The 17,875-nt window shown below is 34.8% G+C and carries 17 protein-coding genes; 12 read left to right on the top strand and 5 right to left on the bottom strand.

Annotated elements, in window-relative coordinates:
* Positions 1 to 161: 161 nt before the first annotated feature.
* Positions 162 to 929: an endonuclease/exonuclease/phosphatase family protein gene (locus EGI24_RS02880; RefSeq protein ID WP_255046765.1), complete on the top strand. Its 768-nt coding sequence runs from the start codon at positions 162 to 164 to the stop codon at positions 927 to 929.
* A gap of 84 nt (positions 930 to 1,013) precedes the next feature.
* On the opposite strand, the gene EGI24_RS02875 is transcribed toward EGI24_RS02880, so the two are convergent.
* Complete coding sequence (locus tag EGI24_RS02875) at positions 1,014 to 1,514, bottom strand: hypothetical protein (protein ID WP_255046764.1); 501 nt, start codon at positions 1,512 to 1,514, stop codon at positions 1,014 to 1,016.
* 393 nt (positions 1,515 to 1,907) lie between these two features.
* Here EGI24_RS02875 and EGI24_RS02870 point away from each other — a divergent pair, with 393 nt between their 5' ends.
* Together EGI24_RS02870 and EGI24_RS02865 are read left to right on the top strand one after the other, a co-directional pair.
* Positions 1,908 to 3,803 carry a beta-N-acetylhexosaminidase gene (locus EGI24_RS02870; protein ID WP_255046763.1) on the top strand — a complete coding sequence of 632 codons (1,896 nt, stop codon included), beginning with the start codon at positions 1,908 to 1,910 and terminating at the stop codon, positions 3,801 to 3,803.
* 193 nt (positions 3,804 to 3,996) lie between these two features.
* Positions 3,997 to 4,707, top strand: coding sequence for a glycoside hydrolase family 25 protein (locus tag EGI24_RS02865; protein ID WP_255046762.1), 711 nt, complete (start codon positions 3,997 to 3,999; stop codon positions 4,705 to 4,707).
* 27 nt (positions 4,708 to 4,734) lie between these two features.
* Here EGI24_RS02865 and EGI24_RS02860 read toward each other — a convergent pair whose 3' ends face one another.
* Together EGI24_RS02860 and EGI24_RS02855 are read right to left on the bottom strand one after the other, a co-directional pair.
* A complete protein-coding gene (locus EGI24_RS02860) occupies positions 4,735 to 5,124 on the bottom strand; it encodes a DUF3052 domain-containing protein (RefSeq protein WP_255046761.1) in 390 nt (129 codons plus the stop codon).
* Positions 5,125 to 5,128: 4 nt separating this feature from the next.
* The gene (locus EGI24_RS02855) at positions 5,129 to 6,868 is read right to left on the bottom strand and encodes a DUF4153 domain-containing protein (RefSeq protein ID WP_255046760.1); all 1,740 of its coding nucleotides are present in this window, start codon (positions 6,866 to 6,868) and stop codon (positions 5,129 to 5,131) included.
* A 95-nt stretch (positions 6,869 to 6,963) separates the two neighbouring features.
* Between EGI24_RS02855 and EGI24_RS02850 the strand changes: the two genes are divergently transcribed.
* Complete coding sequence (locus EGI24_RS02850) at positions 6,964 to 8,409, top strand: alpha-L-fucosidase (RefSeq protein WP_255046759.1); 1,446 nt, start codon at positions 6,964 to 6,966, stop codon at positions 8,407 to 8,409.
* A 63-nt stretch (positions 8,410 to 8,472) separates the two neighbouring features.
* Here EGI24_RS02850 and EGI24_RS02845 read toward each other — a convergent pair whose 3' ends face one another.
* Both EGI24_RS02845 and EGI24_RS02840 read right to left on the bottom strand, forming a co-directional pair.
* Positions 8,473 to 10,413: a KUP/HAK/KT family potassium transporter gene (locus tag EGI24_RS02845; protein ID WP_255046758.1), complete on the bottom strand. Its 1,941-nt coding sequence runs from the start codon at positions 10,411 to 10,413 to the stop codon at positions 8,473 to 8,475.
* Positions 10,414 to 10,587: 174 nt separating this feature from the next.
* Positions 10,588 to 12,075: an APC family permease gene (locus tag EGI24_RS02840; protein ID WP_255046757.1), complete on the bottom strand. Its 1,488-nt coding sequence runs from the start codon at positions 12,073 to 12,075 to the stop codon at positions 10,588 to 10,590.
* A 357-nt stretch (positions 12,076 to 12,432) separates the two neighbouring features.
* Here EGI24_RS02840 and EGI24_RS02835 point away from each other — a divergent pair, with 357 nt between their 5' ends.
* The 8 genes from EGI24_RS02835 to EGI24_RS02800 all read left to right on the top strand — a co-directional run bounded on the left by EGI24_RS02835 (position 12,433) and on the right by EGI24_RS02800 (position 17,860).
* A complete protein-coding gene (locus tag EGI24_RS02835) occupies positions 12,433 to 13,314 on the top strand; it encodes an aspartyl protease family protein (protein ID WP_255046756.1) in 882 nt (293 codons plus the stop codon).
* Between the two features lie 226 nt (positions 13,315 to 13,540).
* Positions 13,541 to 13,882 (top strand): YciI family protein, encoded by a 342-nt coding sequence (locus tag EGI24_RS02830; RefSeq protein ID WP_255046755.1) that lies wholly within the window; start codon positions 13,541 to 13,543, stop codon positions 13,880 to 13,882.
* Position 13,883: 1 nt separating this feature from the next.
* Positions 13,884 to 15,122: an RNA polymerase sigma factor gene (locus EGI24_RS02825; RefSeq protein WP_255046753.1), complete on the top strand. Its 1,239-nt coding sequence runs from the start codon at positions 13,884 to 13,886 to the stop codon at positions 15,120 to 15,122.
* Positions 15,123 to 15,172: 50 nt separating this feature from the next.
* A complete protein-coding gene (locus tag EGI24_RS02820) occupies positions 15,173 to 15,871 on the top strand; it encodes a hypothetical protein (RefSeq protein ID WP_255046752.1) in 699 nt (232 codons plus the stop codon).
* A gap of 130 nt (positions 15,872 to 16,001) precedes the next feature.
* The gene (locus EGI24_RS02815) at positions 16,002 to 16,346 is read left to right on the top strand and encodes a hypothetical protein (RefSeq protein ID WP_255046751.1); all 345 of its coding nucleotides are present in this window, start codon (positions 16,002 to 16,004) and stop codon (positions 16,344 to 16,346) included.
* Positions 16,347 to 16,351: 5 nt separating this feature from the next.
* On the top strand, positions 16,352 to 16,837 hold the full coding sequence (locus EGI24_RS02810) for a DoxX family protein (RefSeq protein ID WP_255046750.1): 486 nt from the start codon (positions 16,352 to 16,354) through the stop codon (positions 16,835 to 16,837).
* Positions 16,834 to 17,196 (top strand): hypothetical protein, encoded by a 363-nt coding sequence (locus EGI24_RS02805; RefSeq protein WP_255046749.1) that lies wholly within the window; start codon positions 16,834 to 16,836, stop codon positions 17,194 to 17,196. Before EGI24_RS02810 ends, EGI24_RS02805 begins: the two co-directional genes overlap by 4 nt.
* Positions 17,197 to 17,200: 4 nt before the next feature.
* Entirely contained in the window at positions 17,201 to 17,860 is a 660-nt protein-coding gene (locus tag EGI24_RS02800; RefSeq protein WP_255046748.1) for a GIN domain-containing protein, read from the top strand.
* The last annotated feature ends 15 nt before the right edge of the window (positions 17,861 to 17,875 follow it).

Here is a 17,875-nt window from a genome sequence, read left to right as displayed (position 1 = left end):
TAGGAAATCTGTTCATAAAATGTCTTTTTGAAATTACATTTTCGAAAAATAATACCCTAAATTCGTAATCTAAAATTATAACAACCTTGAAACATTCAATCTTAACTTTTACGATTATCATATTCTCCATTTTCACTTCAACTGCCCAAAAAATCAATTTCATGACATTTAATATTCGATACAATACCGAAAAAGATGGTATCAATAAATGGGACAATAGAAAAGACCGAGCAGCTGAAATGCTTAAGTTCTACGAAGTTGATTTTTGTGGTATGCAAGAAGCCTTAAATGGCCAAATCAACGATTTGCAAGAACGTTTACCTGAATACAATCATTTTGGAGTCGGACGTGATGATGGAAAAGAAAAAGGAGAATTTTCTCCTATATTTTACAACAAGACTAAGTTTAAACTACTTAAACAAGAGACCTTTTGGTTAAGTGAAACTCCCGAAAAGCCCAGCAAAGGTTGGGATGCCAACCTCCCCCGAATTGTCACTTGGGGCTATTTTAAAGATTTAAAGTCAAAAGCTAAATTTTATGTTTTCAATACGCATTATGACCATATTGGTAAAATGGCCAGATCTGAAAGCTCTAAACTAATTTTAAAGAAAATCAAAGAAATTGCAGGAAGTGAAAACGCCATTTTGATGGGAGATTTTAATGCTACACCTGGCGACGAGCCCATTAAAATAATCATGAACGGACTTACCGAATCTTCCAAATTAAGTGAAACACCACATTTTGGACCAGAAAGTACTTTTAATGGTTTTGAAGGTAAAGAACAAGACAACCGCAGAATCGATTATGTTTTTGTCAATAATCCAAAACTCAAAGTCCTCAAACATGCAACTTTGACGAACACTTGGGCAGGGTTATTTGCTTCTGATCACCACCCAGTAATGGCTGTTATTTCTTTAGGCAAAAGGTAGAGTTTGTATACGTTAAAACCACAAGTCCCAGAAAATTTTTCTGGGACTTGTGGTTTATTTTTAACACAATATTCAAAATTTATACTACTTAAATTTTCCAAAACCGAAAACCAACCCTCCATTAAACATAAAACCACTTTGATAAGAAGCCCAAATATTTAATGGTCCAACTCTAAAACCCAATTGAGGCGTAACTTGGAATTTAGTACCTGATTCTTCGTTAGAAGTATTTCCAGTATCATCAACACTTGCACTTACACCTGAGTTTAAGCCAACTTGAAGTCCAGCAAAGGGCTTAAACTTATTGGTAAGAAAATAATATTTACCTTGAACACCATAACGTACTCCTCCTTCCACAGACGCACTTGTCTCGTCTCCACTTCCACCAACGCCCATACCTAAATAGACACCAGCATCAAACTTGGGTTTTGGAGCATAGGAAACGTCCACTAAATGAAGAGCCAGCCTAGCACCGTTGGCACTTCCACCAGCTCCAATGCCCAATAAACCGACTCTAACTACTTGTGCAGAAACGCTCAAAGAGCAAATAATCATAATTGTAAATAATGTGAATGAATTTTTCATAAAATTTTATTTAGTTGTTTAATATTACAAATATTAAAATAATAAAATGTTTAAAAAAATAAATTACATCAATCGGAGATTTGAAAAACCGTGGTATTTAGTTGGAAAGTAGACAATATTTATTAAAATTTAATGCAAATAATAAAAGTATTAACTGATTATTAATATATTAGAAAAATATCTTCGTAGGTAATTTCCAAAAACAATTATTTTGTTTTTTTTAATGAAATACAGATATAATATAATGAAATAAAACGATTCAAAAGTTGAACTACCTAATAAAATTTCTAAAAACTTACCGAAGTTTAAATCCAAAAGTTTATTTCCATCAATAAAATCCATACTTTTTAAAAAATTTTAATAACTTTACATTTCAACCAAAATTGAGTACAAATGAAAAATGGTTTTTCTCTTATATTAATGTTTTTAAGCGTTTTAACACTAAAAGCACAACACAATATCATTCCTGCTCCAGTGAGTTTCCAAAACACCAATGGCATGTTTGTGATGGATAATAAAACCAGTATAGATTTGAGAGCGAATAATACTGAGTTAAGGAAAATGGCTGAAAACTTCCAGATGTTCTTAAAAAATGCAGGAATAAATATCAATTTTAAATCAGTACCCAATCCCGACAAGAGTAATAAGGCCATTATTTTGGACTTATTAAAAACCAAAGACTCGTCGATTGGGGATGAAGGTTATCTTTTGGAAGTTAAAGATAATACCATCGAAATTTTGGCGAATACAAAAAGTGGAATCTTTAATGGACTTCAAACCTTAAGACAACTGCTACCAAAAGATTTTGAATCAAATGACCATCCAATGGGAATAGCTATGGTGATGGGTTGTAAAATTAAAGATTATCCCAGATTTGGCTGGAGAGGATTGATGTTTGATGTGAGTCGTCATTTCTTTACAGTGGATGAAGTGAAATCTTACATTGACAAAATGGCTCAATACAAATTTAATGTATTTCACTGGCACTTGACAGATGACGAAGGTTGGAGAATAGAAATAAAATCCTTGCCAAAGCTTACTGAAATAGGTGCATGGAGAGTGGAACGCTTTGGTAGGTTTGGCGATACCCGTCCACATCCCAAAGAAGGGGAAAAAGCTACTTATGGGGGCTTCTATACGCAAGAGCAAATCAAAGATGTAGTTAAATACGCTGCAGAAAGAAACATAACAATAGTACCAGAAATAGACATTCCTGGACATAGCATGGCAGTTTTGGCTGCTTATCCTGAACTCTCTACATTGAAAAAACAAACTTCGGTAAATCCAGGGGCAAAATTTGCTGAATGGTACGCTGATGGTAAATTTGAAATGCTAATTGAGAACACGCTTAACCCTGCCGATGAAAAAGTCTACGACTTTGTAAATAAAATAATGACCGAAGTAGCTGCTCTTTTCCCTGGCCAATACATTCATATGGGTGGTGACGAAAGTTATCACGGATTCTGGGAACGAGATGCTACTGTACAGGCATTTATGAAAAAGAACAACATAAAAGACACCCATGAATTACAAAGTTATTTTGTAAAACGTGTTGAAAAAATTGTTAGCAGTAAGGACAAAAAGCTGATTGGATGGGACGAAATTCTGGAAGGAGGACTTGCTCCAGGAGCCGCTGTAATGAGTTGGAGAGGCATGAAAGGTGGTATAGAAGCTGCAAAAATGGGCGTTCCTGTTGTGATGACTCCTACTACTTATGCCTATATAGATTACACCCAAGGAGATAAAAGCGTGGAAAATCCAATTTATGCCGACCTCACGCTTGAAAAAACGTTTGAGTTTGAACCAGTCCCAGAAGGCGTAGATGCCAAATACATTTTAGGAGGACAAGCGAACCTTTGGACGGAAGTCGTTCCAAATCTACAGTTTGCGTTTTATATGACCTATCCACGTGCATTTTCTACAAGTGAAACACTTTGGAGTCCGAAAGAAGCAAAAAACTGGAATAGCTTTATAATTAGAACCGAATCTCATTTTTTAAGATTTGATGCCGCTAAAATCAACATTTCAAAGGCAGTATATGAGCCAATAGTGAACATAAAAAAAGACTCGGGGAAAATTTTAGTGGACTTAGCTAATAATGTGCCAAACACTGAAATATATTATAGCATAGACAATACCTACCCAGTAAATTATGCCAAAAAATACACAATACCATTTGAAGTACCTGAGGCAAATTTGAATCTTAGAGTGCAAACTTTTAGAAATGGACAATCATTGGGAAGAGAGCTGATAATACCTTATAGTGAGATAGTTAAAAGAGCCAAATAGACATTATTGTTGATATATTTTATTGAGGGTAATCATAAAAGATACCCTCTTTTTTTTTGTCAAAAATGGATAACCAAAGCCCTAATAAATTGTGAATAAAAACTGAAAAACTGAAATAATTACATAAAAACCTGATTATACGGCACAATAGTTGTTGCGATAATGAATACATAATCAAAAATAATCGAGTGATATGTTTATAAACTTTACACTAGTATTCACAATACTATTACACAATTTCTATGTCAGTTTTGCTCCAAGCAACAATCACATTATCAAACGCTACAACATCCATGGAATCGATGTATCGCATCACCAAAGGAGTGTGGATTGGGAAAAAATAGCTGACCATGATGATTTTAAGGTTAGTTTTTGTTTCTTGAAAGCCACTGAAGGTTCTACATTTCAGGACACGAAATTCAAAACTTACTGGAACGAATGTAAGGAAGCAGGCATAACAAGAGGGGCATATCATTTTTATCATCCGACAAGAAGTGCCACAGATCAAGCCAAAAATTTCATAAAATCTGTAAAACTAGCTGATGGAGACCTTGCACCTGTACTGGATTTTGAGAAAGATTCAAAATCAGCCAATGTGGCTTCAGTAAGGAAAAATCTCTTAAAATGGCTTCAAACGATTGAAAAACATTATGGGGTAAAGCCAATTAATTATACCAATACTTCTATATACAAAAAGTACATAAAGGGTCATTTTAAAGACCATCCCCTTTGGCTGGCCGATTACAAATCTGGAAATATTCATTCATTGGTAAGAAGCCCAAATCTAAAAATTTGGCAATACTCTCAAACAGGTAGAGTAAGTGGTATTACTGGAAATGTTGATATAAATGCTTTTTTAGGAGCTGAAGAAGAATTTGAAAAACTTAGATTAGGAAGCGAATGATCTAAAATACACCTAAAAATTTCAGTATCAAATCCTGCTTTTCTTAGGTAACATATATTTACAAGCTGTCCAAGTTTCATCAATGGCACTTACTTTGACGTCTACATAACCATTTTGTGTAGCAATAAACTTAGCTGAGTGATAATCAACATCGGTAGCCACTTTGGAGGTCTTTTTGGGCCATGAAATCCAAATCATGCCGTCAGGTTTGAGCCGAGAAACATTCTTTTGAAAAGATTTTTCTAAATCACTTAGCCTGCATTCGAATAGGTGTATAAAATCGGCCAATTGCTCCTGTTCCGCTTCTTCCACATCTGGTACTTCTATCAACAAATCGAAATAGTTTTCAGGGATATTGACCAAAATTACTTTTTGGCCATCCTTTAGTCCAAGTTTTTTGAAAAGAGGGTTGGGCATAATTTCACTTATTAGTCAAAAACAATTTCCATTGTAAGTTTTCTAGTATTCCATTATTAGAATTTCCACTTTCTATCAAAAGCTTCATTGAAAACTTTGTAGTTTCCAATTCGAAAGTGGTGGATTCAATACCTAGTTCGGTTGAATTTTCATTCTTCAATTTGTTAATATCAAAATTCACTTTTTCTTTTTTCCCAATAATAAATGTCAAAATATCCTGCTCTAGTTTCCAAGATAATGAATCCTTCTCAATTATAATAGCTCCTTTTTCTCCACCATGTTCCCTTGAATCTACAAAAAAATCAGCTTTATTTAAATCATAAAAACTAGGTCTCTTGACGCTAAAATATTTATATATATCAAAACTCTTTTTCTGAGGAAGATTAATCAATTTGTAAATTAATTGAGCCCTTTGGAAATCGTTTTTCTCCGCCGTCAATTCATCAAATTGTTTTTCGGTCAAATAATCTTTAAGATTTCCTGGATGACTTTCAGCTAAATATTCGAGGGCTGCATAAAGTCTATCTTGATTCATGCTGTCAAGTGTAAAATTAAAAGGAACAATGATTTTACCAGCTTTAAGCAATTTGTTTTTTATCAATACTTCCTTCATCCGACCAATTTGATTTGTCCTTGAACTCTGAAAAGCATTGTATGGAGCAAATATCCCTATCAGACCCAAAAGCAAAAGTGAAAGTGGAATTATTTTAATATTATCAACCTTGGAAAAAGAAAAATAAATAGCAATACCTAACATCCAAACCGCCAACATAGCCACAAAATACCGAGGCTCAGTAAGTCCATACTGGGAGATTCTAACATAAATAGCCACCAACATGAGACCCACCAACGGAATCAATATCCAGTAATAGGCCTTGTTATAACTGTGAATCCAATTATTCAGATTTTTTAGTGGATAAATAAGTAAAAATGCCAGTATGCCGAATATTGCACTTGCTAAAACCATGATACTTACCAAGCCTTTTGGCAATGACCATGCTAAAATAATTTTGCCTTCATAGGCTAATAAAATTGCCAAAAATATGGCTACCAGTGGCAGCAACACATACTGAGTAAAGAACTTCAAACCTAAAGGATACGAAGTTTCTTTATCAATTTGCTCTAAAGCGGGCAATTTAGAAGTAAAAATAAGCGTATTGAAAAATCCGTTCACCCCAAACCAAATATACACAAACCAATCGTCTACCAATTTAACCTCAAAGAGATTTTGGACACCCGACACAGCCAAAACCAAGCCCGCACTTAATGTAAACGTATATAAAAATGCAGTGAGAATATTGATCAATAGCGTTTTGTTATATTGCCAAAAACCTGATGAATTTTTAGTGAAAATATATGGAGCTACCGAAACAAGCAAATGAAAAACGATAACCAAAACTCCCAAACGAATCAGAAAAGATTTGTTATTAAAAATATCTACGACCTCAGGAAAACCAAGAAAATAAAAAGTTAAAATAGCTAATACGCTTAACCCTAAAATCAAAAATCTAGGTGTTTGTTTTCTTTCCTCAAATATTTCTGCACTAAAAAACATGGGTAAAAACAAGCCAAATGTGACGGCAATTTTCTCCAAAACTTTGCTGTGAACCTCGTCTTTGGCAATGAGAATAACACAAACCGTAGCCACCAAACTACAAAGCAATGTAAGTGGAAACCTTCGGAAGGATTTTAGAAAAGACCCAAAAATAGATTTGAAGTTTTCGGAAGAAAAAATAATAGCCATTTTTTGAGGGTTTTAATGTTCAAATAAAACATATTTTTTTCTGAATCGGATATTTAAGATTAATTTTAATGCTTCCAATCAATTATAAAACCAAAATGAAAACTTCAAAATACTTTATATTTTTTGCTCTATTTTTTACGGTTTTGAGCTGTAAAACTTCCCAAATGTCTTACCCCAAGCCAATATTTCCAGTTCCAACGGCTGATCAGCTTGCATGGCACGAGTTAGAAACTTATGCATTTATCCATTTCACAACCAATACTTTCACAGGCAAAGAATGGGGATATGGTGACGAAAGCCCAAGCATATTTAATCCAACTGATATGGATGTTGATTCCTGGGTAAAAACCATAAAAGACGCCGGCCTAAAAGCAGTGATTTTAACTTGCAAGCACCACGATGGCTTTGTGCTTTGGCCAAGCAAATTTACTTCGCATTCTATTGCCGCCAGTCCATATAAAAACGGCAAAGGTGATGTGGTTAAAGAAGTCTCAGAAGCTTGCAAAAAATATGGTTTAAAGTTTGGTGTGTACCTCTCGCCATGGGATAGGAACCGAGCCGATTATGGTTCACCGAGTTATATAGAATATTATAGAAACCAACTTAAGGAGCTTTTTGCAGCCTATGGCCCCATCTTCGAAATGTGGTTTGATGGAGCCAACGGCGGAGATGGATACTATGGCGGAAGTAAAGAAACGAGGAAAATAAATGGAAAAACCTTCTATGATTGGCCGAAAACCATCGATCTGGTACGTGGACTTGAACCCAAAATATTGTTTTTCTCTGATGCGGGCCCTGAAATTCGTTGGGTCGGAAATGAACGCGGATTGGCTGGCCGGACAAATTGGAATAATATTAGCAGAGACACACTATACGCTGGCAAGGCAGGCATTGAAGGTGTATTAAACACAGGCCATGAGAATGGTAAAGACTGGGTACCCGCTGAAGTGGATGTGAGCATAAGACCGGGCTGGTTTTATCATGCTGAAGAAGATTCTAAAGTAAAAACGCCAGAACAATTGTTTGAAATCTATTTGACTTCGGTAGGAAGAGGTTCTAATTTGCTGTTGAATATACCACCTGATAGACGTGGTCAAATTCATGAAATTGATGCAAACAACTTGCTGGCTTGGAAGAAGCTCATCAATGAGAAGTTTTCAAAGAATTTAGCCAATGATGCAAAAGTGTCCGTTTCATCAAAGTTTAGTAATAAACAAAAGCCACAGAACTTAATCGATGGCAATGCCAAAACCTATTGGGCTGCAGCTGAAGGGTCTAAAAATGCCTCAGTGGAATTAGATTTTGGCAAAAACCAACTCATAAATTTTGTTGAATTACAAGAATATATAGCTTTGGGTCAGAGAGTTAAGTCATTCTCCCTAGAGATTTGGGATGGCAATAACTGGAAAGAAGTAGCAACTGAAACCACCATCGGCTACAAACGAATTATTAAAATAAATGAAACTCAAACTCAAAAAATTCGAATTAAAATCAACGATTCAAAAGCTGAGGTAATTCTTGGCGAAATTAGAGTTTGGTAAAAACAAAAACATTCCTTCAAATTAATCATTTGAAGGAATGTTTTAAAGAACTATTCTATTTAATTAAACTATTCTTTCTAGGTTAATCTCTGTGTTAGGTCTGATAATAAGTGGCACTTTTTCTACTTTAACATTGCTGGCGTCCAAACCAAACCATTTGTGCTCAGGTGTGGTGAATTGCTTAATGAAGAAATAGGTTTCCATTATCAACTTCTCAAAAAATGGCAATTTGTTGTCATAAGATAAGTACTTTTCTAAAACTACAAACCTAAAATCACCAATCACATTTTGCTTGCTCAAAGATTCATATCGGCTGGTAATATCTACTTCTCCAGATTTTACTAAATCTTCTACAACCTTTCTGAAATACAAATTGATTTTCTGTTCTACCCTAAAACCTAATTTAAAGTTAACTTTAATAATATCGTCTTTGGCAATTACATCCACTTTATATTTTCTTGTATATGGCTCATCAGTGGTATCTACATGAACAAACCAAAATATATCTGCTCTTTTGGGTCTTTTTTCAAGAATAGAATACATCACTTTTGATTCAATGTCCGTTACCCTGTTTGCATTCGACATAAAAATCAAATGAGTAGCATATTTCGGAATACTCACGTCCTCACTTAATTCTTTCAGAGCTGGAATATACTTTTCAAGTTTTACGTATTCAGTTAATCTATTTTTTATTTTGCTTGACCTATACCACACTATCATGATTCCAGCTATGCAGGTTGCTATCAATAAAGAAACCCAACCACCATGTGAGAATTTCAATAAATTAGCCGCTAAAAAGCTCGATTCTATGGTTATGTAAACTATTAAAAACAAACCCACCCATAGCTTATTGAATTTGTGGGTATAAAGATAAACAACCGCCAATATGGTGGTCATCATCATAGTAATGGTGATAGCAAGACCATAAGCGGCCTCCATGTTGGTAGATTTTTCAAAATACAACACGATACCAATACAACCTGCCAACAAAAACCAGTTGATCGAAGGAATATAAAGCTGCCCTTTTTTGTCAGAAGGGTAATTCAACTTAACTTTTGGCCAGAAATACAGCCTGATACCCTCAGAAATGAGTGTGTAAGAACCTGTAATCAAAGCCTGACTAGCTATGATGGCAGCAGCCGTAGCAATAAGAATGGCAGGTAGCAGAAACCAATCTGGAACAACTTCATAAAATGGTTTTCTATCGCCCAAATATGTACCATGCTGAGATATTGCCCATGCACCTTGTCCAAAATAATTTAACAATAAAGTGGTTTTTACAAAAATCCAGCTTACACGGATGTTTTTGCGACCGCAATGTCCTAGATCAGAATATAATGCCTCCGCTCCAGTGGTACATAAAAATACCGAACCCAATAACCAAAAACCATCTTTATGGAAAAACAAAAGCTTATAGGCATAATAAGGGTTAATAGCTTTGAAAATAGCTGGATTGTGAATGATTTGAGATACACCCAGCACGGCAAGCATTGCAAACCAAATTAGCATAATAGGCCCAAATGCTTTGCCAACAATGTTTGTTCCTAATGACTGAATTAGAAATAATACTGTAAGTATGGCAATTACAATTGGAATAGTTTGGATTTCAGGGTATTTGATTTGCAAACCCTCAATAGCTGAGGAAACTGAAATCGGTGGCGTTATAATACCGTCAGCTAAAAGAGCAGCTCCACCAATAATAGCAGGAACTGTTAGCCACTTGGCGTGACGACGAACCAAGGCATATAGAGCAAAGATTCCTCCTTCACCACGATTGTCGGCTCTAAGAATCAGTATTACATATTTTAAAGTAGTCTGAAGAGTTAGCGTCCAAAAAATTAAAGATAGAGAGCCAAAAACAAGTTCTTCGTCAATAATTTCTTTTCCAATAATGGCCTGCATTACATAAAGTGGAGAAGTTCCGATATCACCAAAAATGATTCCTAAAGTGACTAATAAACCGCCGAGGCTTAAATTGTTTGTATCGTGATGTTCCTTAGACATAGTTTTTTTAAAAAAAGTGTGCAAATGTAAGCTAAATTTTTATTTTAAAAATTTATTTTGTTTTATAATTATATAAACAAATTGGTCAACTTTAGAAATTTATTATCAAGCTTTTAATGCAAAAGAGAAGACCGAAGCCTTCTCTTTTTGATATAAAAAATTATTAGTTCATTTTCAATCCTTGTCCATCTGATTGAGATTACTGTTTCTTTGACCATATATGAAGAATACAATCAATCCTATCAATAGCCATGCAATAGCTAATTTTTGAGCCAAACCATTTAACAAAGCGATTAGTCCAACATTGGTGATAATTCCCAATGGAGCTATCAATTTAAGCATTGGGGTTTTAAAAGGACGCTCTCTATTTGGGTCTTTTATTCTGAGTATCAACACAGCAAGACATACCATTGCAAATGCAAACAAAGTACCGAAACTGGTCATATCACTCAAAACACCAATAGGTGTAAAAGAAGCAACCAATGAAACTACTAATCCTACAAGGATTGTACTTTTCCAAGGAGTTTGAAAATTTGGATGAATTTGTTTGAAGAATTTTGGTAATAAGCCATCTTTTGCCATTCCAAGGAATACCCTAGTTTGACCCAACATCATAACCAACATTACTGAAATCAAACCAGTTGTGGCTGCAGCCGTAATTATTAGAACAGCCCAAGGTTTTCCCACATGATCAAATGCAAATGCCACTGGAGCTTTTAGTGCATCCCCAGTAATTTCTTTATAGTTGATCATTCCTGTAAGCACCAATGAAACCATTATATATAGTACAGTACATATCAACAATGAAGCAATTATAGCAAATGGCACATCTTTTTTAGGATTAATGGCCTCACCCGCCGAAGTAGAAACCACATCGAAACCGATGTATGCAAAAAATATAGCCGCTGCACCACTTAAAATACCTCTGATACCGTATGCCTCTGCCGATGTTCCATCTTCATGTGTAACCATTTCTGGCTCTGGAATAAATGGATGCCAATTGTCGGCATTCACATAAAATGCTCCAACAATAATTACAAAAAGTATAGCTGCAAGTTTAAGAACCACAATAAGATTGTTGGTATTTCTAGCTTCCTTAATTCCTTTGACTAAAATCCATGTAACAACCCATGTTATAATAAATGCAGGTAAGTTGAATGCAAATGAAGATGGTTCTAAATTATTATTTGTTGCATAACTAGCAGCAGAAAATGGATCATTCCTTAAATAATAGGGAATTTCAATTCCAAATAAGTTGATGAGTTTATTAAAATACCCTGACCAACTCACCGCTACTGTCATGGCTCCCATGGCGTATTCTAATATTAAGCCCCATCCAATTACCCAAGCGAACAATTCACCAATTGTTCCATAAGCATAAGCGTAAGCTGATCCTTCAACTGGTAGCATGCCAGCAAACTCGGAATAACAAAGAGCTGCAAAAACACAGCCTATACCAGCAACTATAAATGACAATGCCAATGCAGGCCCAGCGTGATAATGTGCGGCTGTACCTGTCAAAACAAATATACCTCCACCTATAATACCCCCAATACCAATTGCTGTAAGACTCCACTTACCCATCACGCGTTTCAACTGGTTGTTCTTTATATCAGCCTCGTAAGCGGACATTGGTTTTTTACGCCAAATACTTTTTTCCATATTTCTAGTTTTAGAGTTTATTAATAAATCAAATGCAATTTAATCTAAAAAATGTTTGTATTGCAATATTGAATATTTAAAAAATAAAGCTCAAATGACAAAATTTATAAATTTCGATTTGGATTGAAAGCAAAAAAAGGTGGATTTCAAGCGATTTGGCGTATTTTTGGTTTAAAACTCCAAATACAATTTAATCCTTTTGTGTGTTTCTAAAGCGATACAATGTTAATAGAACCTACTCCAAGCCTTAAAGTATTCACAATTGTAGCTATCTAAGGTCGTTTGTAGAATTTATTTCTTATGAGAATACCTGTTTTAGTTTTTATCTGTTAGATTTAAAAACTTATTGATTTAAAAATGCTTCAAAAGACCTTTGTTTTATTCCTATTTCCAATCCTTACCTCAGCAATTGGTATAGATACCCTCTCTTTCAGATTAAATAAACAAAGCAACATTTGTATAAAAGCCCGAATAAATAATTCAGACACTTTGACCCTGATGTTCCATACATCTTCTACGGGTGTTACGATTACCAAAGAAAGTTTGAAAGAGAAGATTTTGTTGAAAAATAAACAAAATACCAACATTCAGACATGGGGAGGAAGAGCAGATGCGGAGTTTAGTGAGCACAATACACTATTTATCAATAAATTAACGTGGAAAGATTTAACGATTTTTGTGAACGAGAACTCTGGGCCTGAGACAGACGGCAAGTTTGGTTATGATTTATTCACCAAAAAAATTGTTAGTATAGATTACGACAAAAATTTGATAATGGTGAACGAAAACCTTCCAAAAAACTTGAAAGGGTATCAAAAAATGAATTTGTTTTTTTCAAACGGGAGTATGTTTATTGAGGGCAAGCTAGAAATTGGCGATGAGGTATATCAGGATAAGTTCATGTTTCATTCCGGATATGGTGGAGCTATCCTTTTGGACCCTCAAATAGCCGAAAAGTACAATATGAAATCACTTAAAACTATCAGCACATCTGAGCTTAAGGATTCTTACGGTAATGTTTTCAAGATAGAAACTAAACTACTACCCAAAGCAAAAATTGGCAAAAAAACAATAAAAAATGTTCCTCTAAGCTTTGCCGCAAGATCCTCAGATATTCCCATGAAAGTATTTGGAAACGATCTTTTGAAGCGTTTCAATGTGATTTTTGATTTTCAGAAAAATGAAATTTATCTCAAGCCAAATGGATTAAGGAAGATGAATTATAATATCAAAAAGTGATTGGAACCCTTGTAGAATCTACAATATTGGAGGGACTTTCAATTTGCAGTTCATTCGGGATTAATCGTAAAAGTAGAATTAACCATTATTTGACTTTAATACTGAGGTCAGAATTCAAAACTTTTTTTAAATAGCCAAAAATATTTGTCATTTTATGTCCAATTTTAAATTGGCTGATCGTCATGAATTTGAAAACGATTTTTAAAACATTTAAACATTAAAGAAAATGAACGAATTTATGATGATTTTTAGAAGCGAGTATAACCCAAGTTTTATACCAAGCCCTGAACAAATGCAGGCCAGCATAAAACAATGGCAGGATTGGATTGGTGGCATAGCAGCTCAAGGTAAATTTGTGAGTACCAATAGACTGAGCTCAGTTGGAAGCAAAGTACTGAAGCCAAACAATGTGATTACTGACGGCCCTTATGCCGAGATAAAAGAAATTGTAGGCGGTAACATAGTCGTAAAAGCAAACAATTTGGACGAAGCCATACACTTGGCCGAAGGATGCCCGATTTTATTTGTAGGTGGTCATGTGGAAGTTCGTGCTGTAATACCAATGTAAAATGCTTGAGCATATTTTGATCCAATCATTATTCAAGACAGAGTATAGAAAAATTGTTTCTGTACTCTGTCGTGGTTTTGGATTAAAATACATCGAGATAGCTGAAGATCTCACCAACGACACTTTTTTATTAGCCACCGAAACCTGGACACAAAAGGGGGTTCCCGAAAACCCAACAGCTTGGTTATATACCGTAGCCAAAAATAAAACAAAGGATTATTTGAAGCACAATAAAGTGTTTTCAGAAAAAATAGAAAACCAGCTAGGATATCATCTAAATAACTTTGAAGAATTTGAGCCAGATTTATCGCCAAAAAATATTCAAGACAGTCAACTTTTGATGATTTTTGCAGTTTGTAGTCCTACCATTCCTGAAGAAGCTCAAATTGGCTTGGCATTGAGAATTTTATGTGGTTTTGGTATTGAAGAAATAGCCGAAGCCTTCCTTAGCAACAAAGAAGCCATCAACAAGCGACTTTTTAGAGCAAAAGAAATACTAAAAAACGAATGCCTTGATTTAAAAATTAACAGTCCTTTGGAGATTGAAAAGAGACTAAATGCTGTATTGACCACCATATATTTGGTTTTTAATGAAGGCTATTATTCCTCAACATCAAATAAGGGACTAAGAAAAGAGTTTTGTTTAGAAGCCATGCGTTTATGTTATTTTTTGATTGATAACCCAAGCACAAATCTCCCCAAAGTAAATGCTCTAATGGCTTTGATGTGTTTTCAGGCGTCACGTTTAAATGCCAGGCTAGATGTTTTTGGGAAAAATATCCTTTACGAAGACCAGAACAGAGATTTATGGGACGAAGAACTCATAGCCAAAGCCAATTATTTCTTGATAGAGAGTGCAAAAGGGCAAGAACTCTCGAAATATCACCTGGAGGCATCTATTGCTTATTGGCACAGCAAAAAAACGGAATCCAAAGACAAATGGGAGAAAATATTGCAAAACTATAACCAGTTGCTACAAATAGAATATTCTCCTGTAACCGCTCTGAATCGTACTTATGCACTATCTCGAGCCAACGGCAAGGATATCGCGTTGTTGGAAGCTAAAAAAATAAACCTTAAAGGAAATCATTTATATCATTCATTGTTAGGTCATCTACTAGAAGAAAGAAATCCCAAAATGGCCATAGAAGAATATCAGAGAGCCATAGAACTATCTAAAAATCAGCATGATAAATATCTACTTTCGAAAAAAATAGCTAAGCTTACAATTATATTATGAATGAAAATCTATGAGTTTTTCATCTATACTTATTTTTAAACACCTTTAAAATGCTTCAAAACATTACACCCTCGCTCAATATATTTTTTGGATGGACAACCTTGGTTTGTTTATTTTTAGTCCATAAAATCCTTAAATCTTCATTGAAAACACACAGGCACTCATTAAACATTTGCATGGGATTTGTTGTCTGGATGTCAATTCAAGCTGTTTTAACTTTAAAAGGATTTTACGCCAATAATCCTAATTCGTTTCCACCCAAAATAGTTCTGTTTGGTATTTTGCCAATAATGGTTTTGACGATCTCCCTCTTAATAATTCCCCAAACCAGAAAAGTAATTGATTCGTTTTCGATAGTTTCACTTACCTACTTACACATCGTTAGAATTCCGGTTGAAATAGCCTTGTATTGGTTATTTTTAGAAAAAGCAATTCCCGAAATCATGACTTTTGAGGGGCGAAACTTTGATATTTTGGCAGGAATATCAGCCCCACTTATGGTCTATTTTTACAAAAAAGGTATGAATCCTAAACTTCTCATTGCGTGGAATATAATGGCTTTGATATTACTAGTAAACATAGTTTTTATGGCAATCTTTTCTACCGAAACTCCACTTCAAAAATTTGGTTTCGAGCAGCCAAATATTGCCATTATACACTTCCCGTTTAGTTGGTTAGCCACTTTTATTGTTCCTGCTGTTTTTTTTTCTCACTTGGCTTCACTTCGAATTTTACTTAAAAAGGCCTAAAAATGAGGAATTAAGCTTCAAATCATAATTTGAGCCGCCTCAAATGATATTTTGCAACGCCTCCGATAATTTTTGATTTCAAATTTGTAACATCAAATCGCAATGGTGCGGTTTCGAAGATTAAACAAATATGAAAAAGCTATTCTCAATTTCACTAATTTTCTTTGCTGGCCTGCTAAGTGTCAAAGCACAAGAAAATGGTAAAAAAGTAACTTTAACTTTTATAAACAACAGTATTCTGCCAAAAAAATACACATTTGTGAGTTATTGGCCAGGTAACGACAGTAATGCAAAAGAAGGTAAATTGTTGGCTCCGTTCGGAAAAAAAACATTTACGGATGTGGTAGGTACACAGATTTACTTGGCCGACAACAAAGAAATATCCGTTGTGATGTCAGGTAAAAGAATCAAGAGTAAGCCATTTTGGGTTTTAAAACCATCTGATAACAACAAAACAATTCACCTCAACCAATAACTAAAATGAAGAAATTAATCTTAAAACTAATAAAACCCGAGGAAGCAAGCTGGGCGATGGATATTGCACTGGCAGTACCTAGAATTGTTTACGGTTATTTACTAACTGCAGAATTTGGCTCACCAAAATTTGGTTTACCTTGGTCTGACCCCGACAAAAATCTTAAACTTTTTGAAGTAGCTTTCTGGTTTCCAAATGACGTTGCAGAATATGGAGGAATATTCGCTATCATGCCAGCTTTTTTAGCTTGGATGGCTGCCTTTAGCGAAGCTGTGGGTGGTGTTGCTTGGATTTTGGGGTTTCAAACACGTATTTTCTCGCTTCTCATATTTTGCACCATGTTGGTGGTGGTATTTGTGCATCAGATACAGTACGGCTATTGGAACATGTTGCCTGGAATGGGTATTTTATGGATTTCGGCTATCAGTATGATTGCTGGTTCAGGACGTTTTGGATTAGATTACATAACTTCTAAATGGTTATCAAAATGAAAAAAATAAATATTTTATACTTTGTAATATTTGGCCTATTGACCTCCTCTTGTGTACAAGAATCATACAATCAAACCGTTACAGTGATTTTAGATGTGTCTGGCATCAAAGACATAAAGTCAGTCGGCCTAAGAGGAGATGGTAAACCACTCAGTTGGGATGAAGATTTTGAAATGAAACCATTAATAAAAGACAGTCTGTACACAACCACATTCTCTGGGAAAACTGGCTATTTGTTTGCCGAGATAAAGTTTGTAGTCAACGGTGAATTTGAGCTTAAAGACAAAGACAACCGTCAAGTATATTTTGATAAATCTAGGAAAACAATTTATAAAGCAACCTTCAATAAAAACGACTAATACTATGAAAAAACTATGTTTCTTATTGCTCATTTTGCCAACTTTGGTAAATGCACAATTGTTTGGGTCGGGCAAAGTAATCACCCGTGAATTTGCTTTCAAAGACTTCGATAAGGTAAATATTGAAGATTTTGATGGCCATGTAGAAATAAAAGTGGGAAAACCCTTCAGTGTAAAAATTGAAATAGATGAAAACCTAGAGCCAAGACTAAAGGTAAATAAAGACAACTCAGAAAATCAATTAAATATCATTTTAGAAGGCAATAAAAATGGTAGACTGTATTTAGAAAAAACGAGAATAAAGATAAAAATAAGTATGCCTGAAGCGGCAGTAATAAGTCATCGAGGAAATACAAATGTACATGTCCATGGCATTATGGGGAGGTATTTTAGACTTGAAACTACCGGAAACGGTGATGTTTTTCTGTCAGGCTCGATTGACGAGTTGGATATCAAAAAAAGTGGAAATGGTAGAGTAAAGGCCGAAAAACTCACCTGTAAGATTGCAAAAGTAAAGAGCTACGGCAATGGTAATGTAACCGTAAACTCTCAAATCTCTTTAAAGGCAAATGGAACAGGAAATTGTAGCATTATCCAAACCGGCCCAGGCAAGATAGATCCCATGTCAGGAGTAATTGGAAATGGAGATGTGAGAAAAAAATAAAACATTATCAATTTA

Origin of the sequence: Lacihabitans sp. CS3-21 (genome assembly GCF_024343675.1) — a bacterium.
Taxonomy (GTDB): domain Bacteria; phylum Bacteroidota; class Bacteroidia; order Cytophagales; family Spirosomataceae; genus Leadbetterella.
The sequence above is the reverse complement of the archived record's forward strand: the minus strand, read 5'-3'. Positions and strand labels throughout refer to the sequence as shown.

Bases quoted from the DNA above. Each gene is read 5' to 3' on its own strand.
- EGI24_RS02855 (WP_255046760.1), bottom strand. From the start codon at position 6,868: ATGGCTATTATTTTTTCTTCCGAAAACTTCAAATCTATTTTTGGGTCT.
- EGI24_RS02870 (WP_255046763.1), top strand. From the start codon at position 1,908: ATGAAAAATGGTTTTTCTCTTATATTAATGTTTTTAAGCGTTTTAACA.
- EGI24_RS02810 (WP_255046750.1), top strand. From the start codon at position 16,352: ATGAAGAAATTAATCTTAAAACTAATAAAACCCGAGGAAGCAAGCTGG.
- EGI24_RS02825 (WP_255046753.1), top strand. From the start codon at position 13,884: ATGCTTGAGCATATTTTGATCCAATCATTATTCAAGACAGAGTATAGA.
- EGI24_RS02800 (WP_255046748.1), top strand. From the start codon at position 17,201: ATGAAAAAACTATGTTTCTTATTGCTCATTTTGCCAACTTTGGTAAAT.
- EGI24_RS02840 (WP_255046757.1), bottom strand. From the start codon at position 12,075: ATGGAAAAAAGTATTTGGCGTAAAAAACCAATGTCCGCTTACGAGGCT.
- EGI24_RS02830 (WP_255046755.1), top strand. From the start codon at position 13,541: ATGAACGAATTTATGATGATTTTTAGAAGCGAGTATAACCCAAGTTTT.
- EGI24_RS02880 (WP_255046765.1), top strand. From the start codon at position 162: ATGACATTTAATATTCGATACAATACCGAAAAAGATGGTATCAATAAA.
- EGI24_RS02805 (WP_255046749.1), top strand. From the start codon at position 16,834: ATGAAAAAAATAAATATTTTATACTTTGTAATATTTGGCCTATTGACC.
- EGI24_RS02865 (WP_255046762.1), top strand. From the start codon at position 3,997: ATGTTTATAAACTTTACACTAGTATTCACAATACTATTACACAATTTC.
- EGI24_RS02875 (WP_255046764.1), bottom strand. From the start codon at position 1,514: ATGAAAAATTCATTCACATTATTTACAATTATGATTATTTGCTCTTTG.
- EGI24_RS02815 (WP_255046751.1), top strand. From the start codon at position 16,002: ATGAAAAAGCTATTCTCAATTTCACTAATTTTCTTTGCTGGCCTGCTA.
- EGI24_RS02845 (WP_255046758.1), bottom strand. From the start codon at position 10,413: ATGTCTAAGGAACATCACGATACAAACAATTTAAGCCTCGGCGGTTTA.
- EGI24_RS02850 (WP_255046759.1), top strand. From the start codon at position 6,964: ATGAAAACTTCAAAATACTTTATATTTTTTGCTCTATTTTTTACGGTT.
- EGI24_RS02860 (WP_255046761.1), bottom strand. From the start codon at position 5,124: ATGCCCAACCCTCTTTTCAAAAAACTTGGACTAAAGGATGGCCAAAAA.
- EGI24_RS02820 (WP_255046752.1), top strand. From the start codon at position 15,173: ATGCTTCAAAACATTACACCCTCGCTCAATATATTTTTTGGATGGACA.
- EGI24_RS02835 (WP_255046756.1), top strand. From the start codon at position 12,433: ATGCTTCAAAAGACCTTTGTTTTATTCCTATTTCCAATCCTTACCTCA.